At 70.7% G+C, this 15034-nt stretch carries 11 protein-coding genes and 1 tRNA gene; 11 read left to right on the top strand and 1 reads right to left on the bottom strand.

Going from position 1 to position 15034, the window contains the following annotated elements:
* Nucleotides 1-499: 499 nt before the first annotated feature.
* Nucleotides 500-571: transfer RNA gene (locus AB0J57_RS09050), tRNA-Arg, on the bottom strand.
* 111 nt (nt 572-682) lie between these two features.
* Here AB0J57_RS09050 and AB0J57_RS09045 point away from each other — a divergent pair.
* The 11 genes from AB0J57_RS09045 to prfA all read left to right on the top strand — a co-directional run bounded on the left by AB0J57_RS09045 (nt 683) and on the right by prfA (nt 15013).
* A complete protein-coding gene (locus tag AB0J57_RS09045) occupies nt 683-1165 on the top strand; it encodes a response regulator (RefSeq protein WP_366127369.1) in 483 nt (160 codons plus the stop codon).
* Nucleotides 1166-1453: 288 nt separating this feature from the next.
* Nucleotides 1454-2425: an ArgS-related anticodon-binding protein NrtL gene (gene nrtL / locus AB0J57_RS09040; RefSeq protein WP_366127368.1), complete on the top strand. Its 972-nt coding sequence runs from the start codon at nt 1454-1456 to the stop codon at nt 2423-2425.
* 7 nt (nt 2426-2432) lie between these two features.
* Nucleotides 2433-3824: a diaminopimelate decarboxylase gene (gene lysA / locus AB0J57_RS09035; protein ID WP_366127367.1), complete on the top strand. Its 1392-nt coding sequence runs from the start codon at nt 2433-2435 to the stop codon at nt 3822-3824.
* A 95-nt stretch (nt 3825-3919) separates the two neighbouring features.
* Complete coding sequence (locus tag AB0J57_RS09030) at nt 3920-5212, top strand: homoserine dehydrogenase (protein ID WP_366127366.1); 1293 nt, start codon at nt 3920-3922, stop codon at nt 5210-5212.
* 6 nt (nt 5213-5218) lie between these two features.
* Nucleotides 5219-6277, top strand: coding sequence for a threonine synthase (gene thrC / locus AB0J57_RS09025; RefSeq protein WP_366127365.1), 1059 nt, complete (start codon nt 5219-5221; stop codon nt 6275-6277).
* A gap of 409 nt (nt 6278-6686) precedes the next feature.
* A complete protein-coding gene (thrB, locus tag AB0J57_RS09020; protein ID WP_366127364.1) occupies nt 6687-7604 on the top strand; it encodes a homoserine kinase in 918 nt (305 codons plus the stop codon).
* Between the two features lie 382 nt (nt 7605-7986).
* The gene (gene rho / locus AB0J57_RS09015) at nt 7987-10065 is read left to right on the top strand and encodes a transcription termination factor Rho (RefSeq protein WP_366127363.1); all 2079 of its coding nucleotides are present in this window, start codon (nt 7987-7989) and stop codon (nt 10063-10065) included.
* A 271-nt stretch (nt 10066-10336) separates the two neighbouring features.
* Complete coding sequence (locus AB0J57_RS09010; protein ID WP_366127362.1) at nt 10337-12100, top strand: trypsin-like serine protease; 1764 nt, start codon at nt 10337-10339, stop codon at nt 12098-12100.
* A 264-nt stretch (nt 12101-12364) separates the two neighbouring features.
* The gene (locus tag AB0J57_RS09005; RefSeq protein WP_366127361.1) at nt 12365-13462 is read left to right on the top strand and encodes an LCP family protein; all 1098 of its coding nucleotides are present in this window, start codon (nt 12365-12367) and stop codon (nt 13460-13462) included.
* A 143-nt stretch (nt 13463-13605) separates the two neighbouring features.
* Nucleotides 13606-13830 (top strand): 50S ribosomal protein L31, encoded by a 225-nt coding sequence (gene rpmE, locus AB0J57_RS09000; RefSeq protein WP_126883229.1) that lies wholly within the window; start codon nt 13606-13608, stop codon nt 13828-13830.
* A 103-nt stretch (nt 13831-13933) separates the two neighbouring features.
* Complete coding sequence (prfA, locus tag AB0J57_RS08995; protein ID WP_366127360.1) at nt 13934-15013, top strand: peptide chain release factor 1; 1080 nt, start codon at nt 13934-13936, stop codon at nt 15011-15013.
* The last annotated feature ends 21 nt before the right edge of the window (nt 15014-15034 follow it).

Raw genomic sequence — 15034 nt, 5'->3', positions numbered from 1 at the left:
GCGGTAGGTGGACCCGCCGCGTGCACAATGCCGGTGTTGGCGCTCCCGCCGCTCGCCTTGGCGCTTCCTGTCCTGGTGGCCATGACTGTTGAGCGCTGCCCGCCAGCCACCGAGGCCCAGATAGCAGCCCCCAAGGCGATCACGCTCACCAGGGCTGAGATCACTCCTGCGACCTGGTTGGCACGATCCCAGCTCAGAAACGCGAAGGTAGCTGACAGGGCCCCGACTGCGAACAACGTTCCGCCTGCGACAATCCTCTGCCCACGACTCATCCCGCCATGATGGGCCGCCGTCACGTCGAGAGAGCTGGTTTTGGCTCCTGAAGGTCCACGAGAGAGAAGCGGTACGGGCGGAGATTGTCCTGCGTGAGTTCACTCGCCCCTCACTCGCGATCAGTGAGTAGCAACGACAAAGAGCCGGACCCAGTGGGACTGGGTCCGGCTCTCAACGTCTGGCACATGTGCTGGTCAGCGGGGTGATCACGCTGTTCCGGCTTCTGTGCCCCCGGCAGGATTCGAACCTGCGCACACGGCTCCGGAGGCCGTTGCTCTATCCCCTGAGCTACGGGGGCGTTCCGCCGTGTTCGGCGGTGACGGGTAGAACCCTACCAGCTCCCGGGCGGTGGCTGTGAACAGGTATTTCCGCGGGGCGGGGCAGGCAGGGTCGCCCGTGTGGGGCGGAAGTGGGGAAAACCCGGACGCAGGGCAGGAGGGCGACCTACTCTCGAGTTGTGTCAGGCGTGTCCGGCCGGGTGCTCGTCGTGGACGACAACAGGGTCATCCGGCAACTGATCAGGGTCAATCTCGAGCTGGAGGGCTTCGAGGTCGTGACCGCGGCCGACGGTGCCGAGTGTCTGGACGTGGTCCATCAGGTCTGCCCCGACGTGGTGACCCTGGATGTCGTCATGCCCAGGCTGGACGGGCTGAGGACCGCCGAGCGGTTGCGGGAGGATCCGCGGACCAGGGACCTGCCGGTGGCGATCATCAGCGCGTGTACGCAGTACGAGGTGGAGAGCGGGCTCGCCGCCGGGGTGGACGCGTTCCTGGCGAAGCCGTTCGAGCCGGCCGAGCTGGTGCGGCTCGTGCGGCAGCTCAGGCACCGGGAGACGCCGCCGCCGCTCGACGGCCGGCGGGGTGCCGGGCGGGCCGGGAGCGCCTGGGGCTGACCGGTCGAGGGCCGGGAGGGAAACCGGTCGAGGGCCGGCTAGGGCCTGGCGAGGGTCGGGCACAGCCCGGCAAGTGGTCGGCAGGGAAACCGGGAGAGGGTCGGCCAAGGGCTGGCGAGGGTCTGGCAGTGCCCGGTAAATGGTCGGCAGAGCCGGCGGGGGGACCGGGAGGGGGGCCGCCGAGGGGCTGGCAGGGGCCGGGCCAGGCGGGCACCGCTTCAGTGCCACCGCTGCCCGCATGGCGAAACCGGTTCCGCCCGAGGCGGCCTCCTCCCATACGCTTGTCCCGTGACCCCCGCAGATCTCTCCCTCACCGTGCTGCACGCCGTGCGCCGCGCGGTCGGTGAGGGTGCGCTGCGGGCGCACACGCGGGTGCCCGAGCGGGTCAAGGTGGAGCGGCCCCGGCCCGGGGGGTGCGGGGACTGGGCCACCAATGCCGCGTTCCAGCTCGCCCGGGAGGCCGGGATGGAGCCGCTCGGCGTCGCCCAGGTGCTGCGGCCCAGGATCGCCGAGGCCGAGGGCATCGAGCGCGTCGAGATCACCGGGCCCGGGTTCCTCAACATCACGCTCGCCGACCGCGGCAGCCGCGCCCTGGTGCGGGAGATCCTCGACCGGCGCGAGCGGTACGGGCACGGTGCCTCCCTGGAAGGGCGCGCCTTCCGGATCGTGCACCCCGGCGACGCCCGGGCCGTGGTCGTGGCAGACGCCGTGCGCAGGCTCCTGGCCGCGCAGGGGGCGGTCCTACGCGACGAGGCCGAGCCCGTCACCCTCCGCCCCGTGCCCGTCACGTACGACGTCCACGCCCTCGGCCGCGACGCCGCCCACTGGGCGCTGCTCCGGCCCGCCGCGCACGACCGGCCGCTCGCGCCGGAAGGGCTGCTCACCCAGAGCGAGGCCAACCCGCTGTTCACCGTGCGGTATGCCCACGCGCGGGCGCGGGCCCTCCTCCGTAACGCCGCCCAGCTCGACATCACGCCCGCGTACGAAGAGGATGTCGACGCGCCCCGCCTCCTGGCCGCTCTCGGCGATCACCCCGCCGCTCTCGAAGCCGCCGCCCGCCACCGCGCCCCCGACCGGGTCGCCCGGCACCTGGAGACGACCGCCGACGCGTTCCTGGCGTTCCAGCACACCGCGCTGCCCCTCGGTGACGAGAAACCCTCGGCCGCCCACCGTTCCCGGCTCGCCCTCGCCGAAGCCGCCGGGACGGTGCTGGCCGGCGGCCTGGCCCTGCTCGGCATCAGCGCCCCTGACTACTTGTGAGAGAGAAATGAGCCGTTCCGCACACCCCGCAGGGCCCCGTCACGCCGATGTCCTCCCCGAGGGCCACTACACCGCCCCGCCGACCGACCTCAACGCGCTCGACGAGAAGGTCTGGGCCCGGACCGTCCGGCGCGACCAGGACGGTGTCGTGACCGTGGGGGGGATCGCTGTCACCACCCTCGCCGAGGAGTTCGGCACCCCCGCCTACTTCCTCGACGAGGCCGACTTCCGCGCCCGCTGCCGCGCCTGGGCCGACGCCTTCGGCCCGGACGCGGACGTGTTCTACGCCGGAAAGGCGTTCCTCTCCCGCGCCGTCGTGCGGTGGCTGAACGAAGAGGGGCTCAACCTCGACGTGTGTTCCGGCGGCGAGCTGACGACCGCCCTCGACGCCGGGATGCCCGCCGAGCGGATCGCCTTCCACGGCAACAACAAGTCCGCCGAGGAGATCGAGCGGGCCGTACGCCTCGGCGTCGGCCGGATCGTGCTCGACTCCTTCCAGGAGATCGTGCGCGTCGCGCACATCGCCCAGTCGCTCGGCAAGCGGCAGAAGGTGCAGATCCGGGTGACCGTGGGCGTCGAGGCCCACACGCACGAGTTCATCGCCACCGCCCACGAGGACCAGAAGTTCGGCATCGCCCTCGCGGGCGGCGAGGCGGCGGAGGCCGTCCGGCGCGCGCTGAAGCTCGACGGGCTCGAGCTCATCGGCATCCACTCCCACATCGGGTCGCAGATCTTCGACACCTCCGGCTTCGAGGTGGCCGCCCACCGGGTCGTCGGGCTGCTCAAGCAGGTCCGCGACGAGCACGGCGTCGAGCTGCCCGAGATCGACCTCGGCGGCGGCCTCGGCATCGCGTACACCTCCGACGACGACCCCCGCGAGCCGCACGAGATCGCCAAGGCGCTCCGCGAGATCGTGACGAGGGAGTGCGAGGCCGCCGGGCTGCGTACGCCGCGCATCTCCGTCGAGCCGGGCCGCGCCATCGTCGGGCCCACCGCCTTCACGCTCTACGAGGTCGGCACGGTCAAGCCGCTCGCCGGGCTGCGTACGTACGTGAGTGTCGACGGCGGCATGTCGGACAACATCCGCACCGCCCTGTACGACGCCGAGTACTCCGTCGCGCTCGTGTCGCGTACGAGCGACGCCGAGCCGATGCTCAGCCGGGTCGTCGGCAAGCACTGTGAGAGCGGCGACATCGTCGTCAAGGACGCGTTCCTGCCGGCCGACATCGCGCCGGGGGACCTGCTCGCCGTACCGGCGACCGGCGCGTACTGCCGTTCCATGGCCAGCAACTACAACCACGTACTCCGCCCGCCCGTCGTCGCCGTCCGCGACGGTGAGGCGCGCGTGATCGTCCGGCGCGAGACAGAGGAAGATCTTCTGCGTCTCGATGTCGGTTAATGAAATAGATGTCTCATAATCCGGACGGAAGGGAGAAACTTCCGTCCGGTGAGTGAGACTGGTCCACACCGTAGAAGTATGAGAAGTGAGGTCGGATGATGCGTACGCGTCCGCTGAAGGTGGCGCTGCTGGGCTGTGGAGTGGTCGGCTCAGAGGTGGCGCGCATCATGACGACGCACGCCGACGACCTCGCGGCGCGTATCGGCGCACCGGTCGAGCTCGCCGGCGTCGCCGTCCGCCGGCCCTCCAAGGTGCGTGAGGGCATCCCCGAGGAGCTCATCACCACCGACGCCACCGCCCTGGTCAAACGCGGGGACATCGACGTCGTCGTCGAGGTCATCGGGGGCATCGAGCCCGCCCGTACGCTCATCACCACCGCCTTCGAGCACGGCGCGTCCGTCGTCTCCGCGAACAAGGCGCTCCTCGCCGAGGACGGCCAGAAGCTGTACGCCGCCGCCGAGGAGCACGGCCAGGACCTGTACTACGAGGCGGCCGTCGCCGGCGCCATCCCGCTGATCCGCCCGCTGCGCGAGTCCCTCGCCGGCGACAAGGTCAACAGGGTCCTGGGCATCGTCAACGGCACGACGAACTTCATCCTCGACAAGATGGACACCTCCGGGGCCGGGTATTCGGAAGCGCTCGACGAAGCGACCGCGCTCGGTTACGCGGAGGCCGACCCGACCGCCGACGTCGAGGGCTTCGACGCCGCCGCCAAGGCCGCCATCCTGGCCGGCATCGCCTTCCACACGCGCGTACGCCTCGACGACGTGTACCGCGAGGGCATGACCGAGGTCACCGCCGCCGACTTCGCCTCCGCCAAGCGCATGGGCTGCACCATCAAGCTGCTCGCCATCTGCGAGCGCGCCGCCGACGGCGAGTCCGTCACCGCGCGCGTGCACCCCGCGATGATCCCGCTCAGCCACCCGCTGGCCTCCGTGCGCGGCGCGTACAACGCCGTCTTCGTCGAGGCGGACGCCGCCGGGCAGCTCATGTTCTACGGGCCCGGTGCCGGCGGCTCGCCGACCGCGTCCGCCGTCCTCGGCGACCTCGTCGCCGTCTGCCGCAACCGCCTCAACGACGCGACGGGGCCCGGCGAGTCCGCGTACACGCAGCTCCCCGTCAGCCCCATGGGCGACGTCGTCACGCGGTACCACATCAGCCTCGACGTGGCCGACAAGCCGGGCGTCCTCGCCCAGGTCGCGACGGTCTTCGCCGAGCACGGCGTATCCATCGATACGGTGCGCCAGCAGGGCAAGGACGGCGAGGCGTCCCTCGTCGTCGTCACCCACCGCGCGCCCGACGCCGCCCTCTCCGGGACCGTCGAGGCGCTGCGCAAGCTCGACACCGTGCGTGGTGTCGCCAGCATCATGCGGGTCGAAGGAGAGTAACCAGCAATGACTCACCAGTGGCGCGGAATCATCGAGGAGTACCGCGACCGGCTGCCGGTCACGGACACGACCCCGGTCGTCACGCTCCGTGAGGGTGGCACGCCGCTCGTGCCCGCGCAGGTGCTCTCCGAGCGCACGGGCTGTGAGGTCCACCTGAAGGTCGAGGGCGCCAACCCCACCGGCTCCTTCAAGGACCGCGGCATGACCATGGCCATCACCCGGGCCAAGGAGGAGGGCGCGCAGGCCGTCATCTGCGCCTCCACGGGCAACACGTCCGCCTCGGCGGCCGCGTACGCCGTCCGTGCGGGCATGGTGTCCGCCGTCCTCGTGCCGCAGGGCAAGATCGCCCTCGGCAAGATGGGCCAGGCCCTCGTCCACGGCGCCAAGATCCTCCAGGTCGACGGCAACTTCGACGACTGCCTGACGCTGGCCCGCGCGCTGTCCGACAACTACCCGGTGGCGCTGGTCAATTCGGTCAACCCGGTCCGTATCGAGGGCCAGAAGACCGCCGCGTTCGAGATCGTGGACATGCTGGGCGACGCCCCCGACATCCACGTCCTGCCCGTCGGCAACGCCGGCAACATCACCGCGTACTGGAAGGGCTACAAGGAGTACGCGGCGGACCAGGTCTCCACCCGCACGCCCCGCATGTGGGGCTTCCAGGCCTCCGGCTCCGCGCCCATCGTGCGCGGCGAGGTGGTCAAGGACCCGTCGACCATCGCCACCGCGATCCGGATCGGCAACCCGGCCTCCTGGACGTACGCGCTGGCCGCGCGGGACGAGTCGGGCGGCTTCATCGACGAGGTGACGGACCGTGAGATCCTGCGCGCCTACCGGCTGTTGGCCTCCCAGGAGGGCGTCTTCGTGGAGCCCGCCTCCGCCGCCTCCGTCGCCGGCCTGCTGAAGGCCGCCGAGCAGGGCAAGGTGGACCCGGGCCAGACGATCGTGTGCACCGTCACCGGCAACGGCCTCAAGGACCCCGACTGGGCCGTCGCCGGAGCCCCCCAGCCGGTCACCGTCCCCGTCGACGCCGCCACGGCCGCGGAGCGGCTGGGCCTGGTCTGAGCCCTGCGCCGAAGCGGCAGCGGGGCCGGTTCCCCCCGGTCCCGGCCCCGTCCCGCCGCGTCGGGTCTCGGCCAGGTCCGGGCCCGGCGCCAGGCGCGCACCGGGCGGAGACCCCGCCGTGCGCAAGGGCGAAGATTGGCTGAAAACCGCAACCCGTACGGCGCCGTACACAGGAGCACGGGCAGGCTCGCGACACGCATCGTGCGCCTCCTGTGCGCCCTATGTCGCCACAGAACCTTCCTTCGATAGGCTGTACCGAACCCGCCCCGCCGCATATGCCGCGGTGCTGTTGCCGTTGATGCCGCTGCGGCCCATGGGTCTTCGTACTTCTCGTAAAACCCCCGAAATCCCTGAAACCTCGAAAACCGCGACAACCTACGTCGTCAGATTCAAGGAGAGTCATCGAGCGATGGCCGGTCCCGCGTTCCGCGCCGCCGCCGTCCGGGTGCGCGTTCCCGCCACCAGCGCCAACCTCGGCCCGGGCTTCGACGCCCTCGGCCTGTCGCTGGGGCTGTATGACGACGTCGTCGTCCGGGTCGCCGACTCCGGGCTGCACATCGACATCGCCGGAGAGGGCGCCGACACCCTCCCGCGCGACGAGAGCCACCTGCTCGTACGCTCCCTGCGCACGGCCTTCGACCTGCTCGGCGGGCAGCCGCGCGGCCTGGAGGTCGTCTGCGCCAACCGCATCCCGCACGGCCGTGGCCTCGGCTCCTCCTCGGCGGCCATCTGCGCCGGCATCGTCGCCGCCCGGGCGGTGACCATAGGCGGCGACGCCAGGCTCGACGACGCGGCGCTGCTGGAGCTCGCCACCGAGATCGAGGGCCACCCCGACAACGTGGCCGCCTGCCTGCTCGGCGGCTTCACGCTCGCCTGGACCGAGGGCGGCGCGGCCCGCGCGATCAGGATGGACCCGGCCGATTCCATCGTTCCGGTGGTTTTCGTCCCCGGGAAGCCGGTCCTCACCGAGACCGCCCGCGGCCTGCTGCCGCGCACCGTCCCGCACGTGGACGCCGCCGTCAACGCCGGCCGGGCGGCCCTGCTGGTCGAGGCCCTGACCAGGCGGCCCGAGCTGCTGCTCGCCGCCACCGAGGACCGGCTCCACCAGGAGTACCGGGCCCCCGCGATGCCGGAGAGCATCGCGCTTGTGAACCGACTGCGTGCGGACGGTGTTCCCGCGGTCATCTCCGGTGCGGGCCCCACGGTGCTCGCGCTGGCCGAGGACGGCGCGGCCGAGAAGGTCGCGCGGCTGGCGGGCGAGGGCTGGGCGGCCAACAGGCTGGCCCTCGACGTCTCGGGCGCGAGCGTTCTGCCGCTCGCCCCGTAGTAACACGGTTGCCGGTGTTGGAGAGGGGGAATGTTTGTTGGAGCCGGTAGTGTTAACCTCAAGTCTGCACCCGACGTCTTTGTGGCGCGGTGCTGAGTGTCCCCATCCGGGACCACCATTCTTCCGGGAGCCTCCTCCACTGCCTGAGCAGCCTGCCTGAGCAGTTTCGAGCACGCTCCGGAACCGGCGCGCGACACCCCTCGCTTTTCCCAGGAGCGGGCCGAGCAGGGGGCCTCGGGCCGGACCCAAGCACGTTTTTCTTCTCCGCCGTACCCGGCGGGACCACCGCCCCGACTCGGTCCACCGATCAAGGACCGCTGTCGGACAGCACAACCGGTCGCCGAGCCAGAAGGCCGACGTCCGCTCCAGGGAAGGACCCTTCGTGAGCGACACCACCGATCTGATGGGCGTGACTGCCGACAACAGTGTCGACACCGCCGCGCCCGCCGCAGGTGCTGCCACTGGCACCACGTCACGGCGCCGCCGCTCCGGCACCGGCCTCGAGGGCATGGTCCTGGCCGAGCTGCAGCAGGTCGCGTCAGGCCTCGGCATCAGGGGCACCGCGCGGATGCGCAAGAGCCAACTGATCGAGGTCATCAAGGAGGCGCAGGCCGGAGGCGGCGCCTCCGCGCCCAAGGCCGCCGACGCGGCCGGAGCCGCCGAGACGAAGCCGAAGCGCCGCGCCACCTCCAAGGCCCGTACGGGCGAGGAGGCCGCCGACAAGGCCGTCGACAAGACCGCCGCCAAGGCCGAGAAGGCCGCCGACAAGGCCGACAAGGCCGTGGCGCAGCAGCAGATCGAGATCCCCGGTCAGCCGTCCCCCAAGCAGTCGGCCCCGTCGGAGCAGGCCGCCGCGGGCGAGGACCAGCCCGCCGGTGAGCGCCGCCGTCGCCGTGCCACCGCGCCGGCCGGCAGCCCCGAGGGCGACGTCCGCACCGAGGTGCGCACCGACGTCCGTACGGAGGCCAGGACCGACACGAAGACCGACGCGCAGCCGGAGGCCAAGGCCGAGGCGTCCGTGGACACCGCCGAGGGCGGCCGTCGCGACCGCCAGCGTGACCGCGGCGAGCGCGGCGAGGGCCGTGGCGACCGCCGGGACCGCCAGCGCGACCGCCAGCGTGACCGCGGCGGCAAGGGCGACGACCAGCAGGGCGGCCAGCGCCAGCAGCGCCAGGGCGGCCAGCAGGGCCAGGGCGGCCCGCAGGACGACTTCGAGGACGAGGGCGGCCGTCGCGGTCGCCGCGGGCGCTACCGCGACCGCCGTGGCCGTCGTGGCCGCGACGACTTCCAGGCCGGCGAGCCGCAGGTCTCCGAGGACGACGTCCTGATCCCCGTCGCGGGCATCCTGGACATCCTCGACAACTACGCGTTCATCCGGACCTCCGGCTACCTGCCCGGCCCGAACGACGTGTACGTCTCGCTCGCCCAGGTCCGCAAGAACGGCCTGCGCAAGGGTGACCACATCACCGGTGCCGTGCGCCAGCCGAAGGAGGGCGAGCGCCGCGAGAAGTTCAACGCGCTGGTCCGCCTGGACTCGGCCAACGGCATGGCCGCCGACTCCGGCCGCGGCCGCCCCGAGTTCAACAAGCTGACCCCGCTCTACCCGCAGGACCGCCTCCGTCTGGAGACCGACCCGGGTGTGCTGACCACGCGGATCATCGACCTCGTGTCGCCGATCGGCAAGGGCCAGCGAGGCCTGATCGTGGCCCCGCCGAAGACCGGTAAGACCATGATCATGCAGGCGATCGCCAACGCGATCACCCACAACAACCCCGAGTGCCACCTGATGGTCGTCCTCGTCGACGAGCGTCCGGAAGAGGTCACCGACATGCAGCGGTCGGTCAAGGGCGAGGTCATCTCCTCGACCTTCGACCGCCCGGCCGAGGATCACACCACCGTCGCCGAGCTGGCCATCGAGCGCGCCAAGCGCCTCGTCGAGCTGGGTCACGACGTGGTCGTCCTGCTGGACTCGATCACCCGCCTGGGCCGTGCGTACAACCTCGCGGCCCCCGCCTCCGGCCGCATCCTGTCCGGTGGTGTCGACTCGACCGCGCTCTACCCGCCGAAGCGCTTCTTCGGCGCCGCGCGCAACATCGAGGACGGCGGCTCGCTGACCATCCTGGCCACCGCGCTGGTCGACACCGGCTCGCGCATGGACGAGGTGATCTTCGAGGAGTTCAAGGGCACCGGCAACATGGAGCTCAAGCTCGACCGGAAGCTCGCCGACAAGCGCATCTTCCCGGCCGTCGACGTCGACGCGTCCGGTACGCGCAAGGAGGAGATCCTCCTCGGCAACGAGGAGCTGGGCATCGTCTGGAAGCTGCGCCGGGTGCTGCACGCGCTCGACCAGCAGCAGGCGATCGAGCTGCTGCTCGACAAGATGAAGCAGACGAAGTCGAACGCCGAGTTCCTGCTCCAGATCCAGAAGACGACCCCGTCGGCCGGCAACGGCAACGACTGACGTCGTATCAGAAGCACATAACGGACCGCCCCGTCACTTCGGTGACGGGGTGGTCTCGTTTTCACCGTCTTCTCACCGGCCGCTGGTCAAGCAGTACTTGACAGGCGTAGCATCCTGCCATCGACGTGGGGGGATTCCGCCGCGCAGCACGAGCCGAGGCCAGGGGGGTTTTCCGGCGTGCTGCCCGTACACCAGCCATGCCCCGCCATCGTCATGGATTCTTCCGGCGTGGCGGTCGCGCTGCGCCGGGTCGACCCAAGGGGTTTACTCAGTGCAGATACGCACGCGCGGCGGCCGGCACCGGCGCCGTATGACCATCGCGCTGCCGGCCGCGGCCGCAGTCGTCGCACTGGTGGGGGCGGGCATCGCCGTCACCGGCTCGGACTCCGCCGAAGCGAACGAGGCCCCGCGCATCAGCGTGGCGCCGCCGGCGACCGGCGACACGGTCTCGAAGGAGGAGCTGGCCCAGCGGGCGGCCAAGGCCATGAAGGCCGACGAGCGCAGCGCGCGCAGCCTCGGCAAGGAGCCGGAGGCCGGCAGCAGCTCCGACAGCGCGCCGAGCGCCCGCATCATCGGCGGCCAGGAGACCACCATCTCCACCGCGCCCTGGATGGCACAGCTCCACTTCTGGGACAGCACCGGTGCCGGTTACTTCTGCGGCGGCACGGTGATCGCACCGACGAAGATCCTCACCGCCGCCCACTGCGTCAAGGGCATCAAGTGGTACACGGACGGTGTCGTCATCACCGGTACCGACCAGCTCCCCACCGGTGAGGACCTGCACGGCGGCACGCCCCACGGCGTCTCCCGTCAGTGGCACCACCCGCAGTACAGCGACTACACGCTCGACAACGACGTGGCCGTGCTGACGCTGGACACGCCCACCACTGCCCGGCCGCTGCCGCTCGCGCAGCCGACGGACGGCGCCCTGTACCAGGCGGGCCTGGACGGCAAGGTGTACGGCTGGGGCCGCACCAGCTCCACGGAGCCGGACAGCGCCTCCCAGACCCTGAAGGTCGCCGACGCCGACACCGTCTCGGACACGAACTGCGCCGCCGCCTACCCGGAGGGCTTCGTCAAGGGCCACATGCTGTGCGCCGGCGACCCGCCCACCGGAAGTGACGAGACCAGCGAGACCACCTGCAACGGTGACTCCGGCGGCCCGCTCGTCGTCGGAGGCAAGCTCGTCGGCGTCGTCTCGTGGGGTGACATCGACTGTTCGGCCGCCGGCAAGTACGGCGTGTACGCGAAGGTCTCCACGTACTCGGCGCCGGTCCAGTCCCGGGTCGACGACGCCAACTGGAACGGCGACCACGCCGCGGACCTGCTGGCCCGCCGCACCTCGGACTCCACCCTGTTCGGCTGGACCTCGAAGATCACCTCGCTGAGCCGTACGCAGAACCTCGGCTACTTCGGCGGCTTCACCCTGGCGCTCCAGAATGACCTGGACCGCGACAGCCTCACGGACGTGCTGAACCGCTACAACGGTGACGTCTACTGGGACCACTACTCCATCGCAGCCAACGAGTGGCAGTCCAAGCTCATTGCCAAGGGCTGGGGCAAGCACAAGGCGATCCTCACCCCCGGTGACGTCACCGGTGACGAGCTGCCCGACATGGTCGCGGTCGACTCCGTCGGCACCATGCGCGTCTACCCGGGCCGCGGCACCGGCGCCTTCGGTACGCCGATCAGCGTCGGCACCGGCTGGGGCAAGTTCACGATGATCCGCGGCCACGGCGACTTCACCAACGACGGCAAGGCCGACATGTTCGCCCGCGCCACGGACGGCAAGACCTACCTGTACAAGGGCACCGGCGTCGCCACCAAGCCGTGGTCCGCGCCCGTCCTGGTCGCCGCCTTCGGCTCCATGAACGCCCTGGCCACCACCGGTGACGTCAACAGCGACGGCGTCGCCGACGTCCTGGCCCGCGACACGGCCGGCAAGCTCTGGCTGTACCCGGGCAACGGCAGGGGCGGGTTCCTCGCCCGCAAGGACTTCGGCACCGGCTGGCAGGCGTACAACCTCCTCGGCTGACCGACGCCCCGAGGGCCGGGAGCATGCGATGTTCGCCACGTCCGGGGCGGTTCTCCCACGAGCCGCCCCGGGCCCCCGGTCCTTGGAAAACCGCAGGTGAAACACGGTCTGTGCCCATCGCGCGAACGCGCGGTGGGCACAGCGCGTTCTCAAGGACCTCTCAGCCGGCCGTGCAACCCTTTGGGCCGCCTCCCCGTCTGACAGGCCGACAGTGCCTGATCACTGCGCCCGGGGGTAGCGGAACCAGCGAGGACTGAGGAGAACATGGCCGAGCAGGGCAGCAAGACCAGCCGAATACGTGCCACCGGACGCCGCCGCCGTCAGCCCGGCAAGGGCCGCCGGGCGCTCACCGTCGCCGCCTGGTCGGCCGCCGGAGTGGTCCTGGTCGGCGGGTGCGGGCTCGGTTACGCGTACTTCACGCTCAACGGCAACATCGACAGCGTCGACATCAACGCCCAACTGCGCGACGACGACCGCCCGCAGAACGTCGACAACGGCTCCATGGACATCCTGGTCCTCGGCTCGGACACCCGCTCCGGCGCCAACGGCGAGTACGGCAGGGACGAGGGCGCCGCCCGCTCCGACACCGCGATGATCCTGCACCTGTACGAGGGCCACAAGAAGGCCAGCGTCGTCTCCGTACCGCGTGACACGATCATCGAGCGGCCCGACTGCACCGACAAGACCGGCGCGAACGTGCCCGGCCGGCGCAAGGCCATGTTCAACACGGCGTACGAGGTCGGCGGCCCGGCCTGCGCGGTGAAGACGGTCGAGAAGATGTCCGGCATCCGCATGGACCACTACATCGAGGTCGACTTCACCGGCTTCAAGAAGCTCATCGACGAGCTCGGCGGCGTGGAGATCACCACCACCAAGCCGATCACCGACAGGAGCAGCCGCCTCGACCTGCCCGCCGGCACCCACACGCTCGGCGGCGAGCAGGCCCTCGGCCTCGTGCGCACCCGCAAGGGCGTCGGCGACGGCAGCGACCTCGGCCGAATACAGCTCCAGCAGGCGTTCATGAAGGCCTTCATCGAGCAGGCCAAGAGCGTCGGCGTCTTCACCAGCCCCAAGAAGCTGTGGGACCTCGCCGACACCGCCACCAAGGCGATCACGCCCGACTCCGAGCTCGACTCCGTCAAGGAGCTCGCCGACTTCGCCGGCGGACTCAAGCAGCTCGGGGCCGACGACGTCCACATGATCACGCTGCCGGTCCAGTACGACCCCGCAAACCTCAACCGCGTCATACCGCTGAAGGCCCAGTCCCAGCAGGTGTGGGCCGCCCTCAAGGCCGACAGGCCGATCCCCGCCTCCGCCACCGCGGACGCCGCCAAGGGGCAGGCCGACGGGGTGGTCAGGTAGCCGGCCGGGCAGCCGGAATAGATCCGGCCACCCCCCGGTTTTGGGAGATGCGGCCGGTCCTGGCAGACTGGTACGTCGGCCCCGGTTCACGCCCGTGCATCCCGCACGTGCGACCCGGTGCCCTCCCGAAACTAGGAGACACCTTGAAGCGCGACATCCACCCCGAGTACGTCGAGACGCAGGTGAGCTGCACCTGTGGCGCGTCGTTCACCACCCGTAGCACGATCCAGGGCGGCACCATCCGTGCCGAGGTCTGCTCCGAGTGCCACCCGTTCTACACGGGCAAGCAGAAGATCCTCGACACCGGTGGCCGTGTGGCCCGCTTCGAGGCCCGCTTCGGCAAGAAGGCTGCCGGCTCCGCCAAGTAGCGAGCCACTGCGCCGGTCTCCGGCCGCCCCGCGTGTCGGGGTGGCCGGGACCGGCGCTTTGCCGTCTTCCACAGCAGCCATTTCGCGAAACCAGGAGCCCCCGATGTTCGAGGCGGTCGAGGAACTGATCGGCGAGCACGCCGATCTCGAGAAGAAGCTTGCCGACCCGTCGGTCCACGCCGATCAGGCCAACGCCCGCAAGCTCAACAAGCGCTACGCCGAGCTGACCCCCATCGTCGCCACGTACCGCTCCTGGAAGCAGACCGGCGAGGACATCGAGACGGCCCGCGAGTTCGCCGCCGCCGACCCCGACTTCGCCGCCGAGGTCAAGGAGCTGGAGAAGCAGCGCGAGGAGCTGACCGACAAACTGCGGCTGCTGCTCGTCCCGCGCGACCCCAGCGACGACAAGGACGTCATCCTGGAGATCAAGGCGGGCGCGGGCGGCGACGAGTCCGCCCTGTTCGCCGGCGACCTGCTGCGCATGTACCTGCGGTACGCCGAGCGCGTCGGCTGGAAGACCGAGATCATCGACGCCACCGAGTCCGAGCTCGGCGGCTACAAGGACGTCCAGGTCGCCGTGAAGACCAAGGGCGGCAACGGCGCCACCGAGCCCGGCCAGGGCGTCTGGGCACGGCTGAAGTACGAGGGCGGGGTGCACCGCGTGCAGCGCGTGCCCGCCACCGAGTCGCAGGGCCGTATCCACACCTCCGCCGCCGGTGTCCTGGTGACGCCCGAGGCCGAGGAGATCGACGTCGAGATCCACGCCAACGACCTGCGTATCGACGTCTACCGGTCCTCCGGCCCCGGCGGCCAGTCCGTCAACACCACCGACTCCGCCGTACGCATCACCCACCTGCCGACCGGCATCGTCGCCTCCTGCCAGAACGAGAAGAGCCAGCTCCAGAACAAGGAGCAGGCCATGCGTATCCTGCGCTCCAGGCTGCTCGCCGCCGCCCAGGAGGAGGCCGAGAGGAACGCCGCCGACGCGCGCCGCAGCCAGGTGCGCACGGTCGACCGGTCCGAGAAGATCCGGACGTACAACTTCCCGGAAAACCGGATCTCGGACCACCGGGTCGGCTTCAAGGCGTACAACTTGGACCAGGTGCTCGACGGGGAGCTCGACGCGGTGATCCAGGCGTGTGTCGACGCCGACTCCGCCGCGAAGCTCGCCGCCGCGCAGTAACACCGCAGTAGTACCGGAGTA

Source organism: Streptomyces sp. NPDC049837 (genome assembly GCF_040674455.1).
Lineage (GTDB): Bacteria > Actinomycetota > Actinomycetes > Streptomycetales > Streptomycetaceae > Streptomyces.
Note: the sequence above shows the minus strand (reverse complement) of the source record. Positions and strands in the feature narration are given on the sequence as shown.

Excerpts from the sequence above, each read along its gene's own strand:
- lysA (WP_366127367.1), top strand. The coding sequence starts at position 2,433 with ATGAGCCGTTCCGCACACCCCGCAGGGCCCCGTCACGCCGATGTCCTC.
- AB0J57_RS09005 (WP_366127361.1), top strand. The coding sequence starts at position 12,365 with ATGGCCGAGCAGGGCAGCAAGACCAGCCGAATACGTGCCACCGGACGC.
- thrC (WP_366127365.1), top strand. The coding sequence starts at position 5,219 with ATGACTCACCAGTGGCGCGGAATCATCGAGGAGTACCGCGACCGGCTG.
- AB0J57_RS09030 (WP_366127366.1), top strand. The coding sequence starts at position 3,920 with ATGATGCGTACGCGTCCGCTGAAGGTGGCGCTGCTGGGCTGTGGAGTG.
- thrB (WP_366127364.1), top strand. The coding sequence starts at position 6,687 with ATGGCCGGTCCCGCGTTCCGCGCCGCCGCCGTCCGGGTGCGCGTTCCC.
- prfA (WP_366127360.1), top strand. The coding sequence starts at position 13,934 with ATGTTCGAGGCGGTCGAGGAACTGATCGGCGAGCACGCCGATCTCGAG.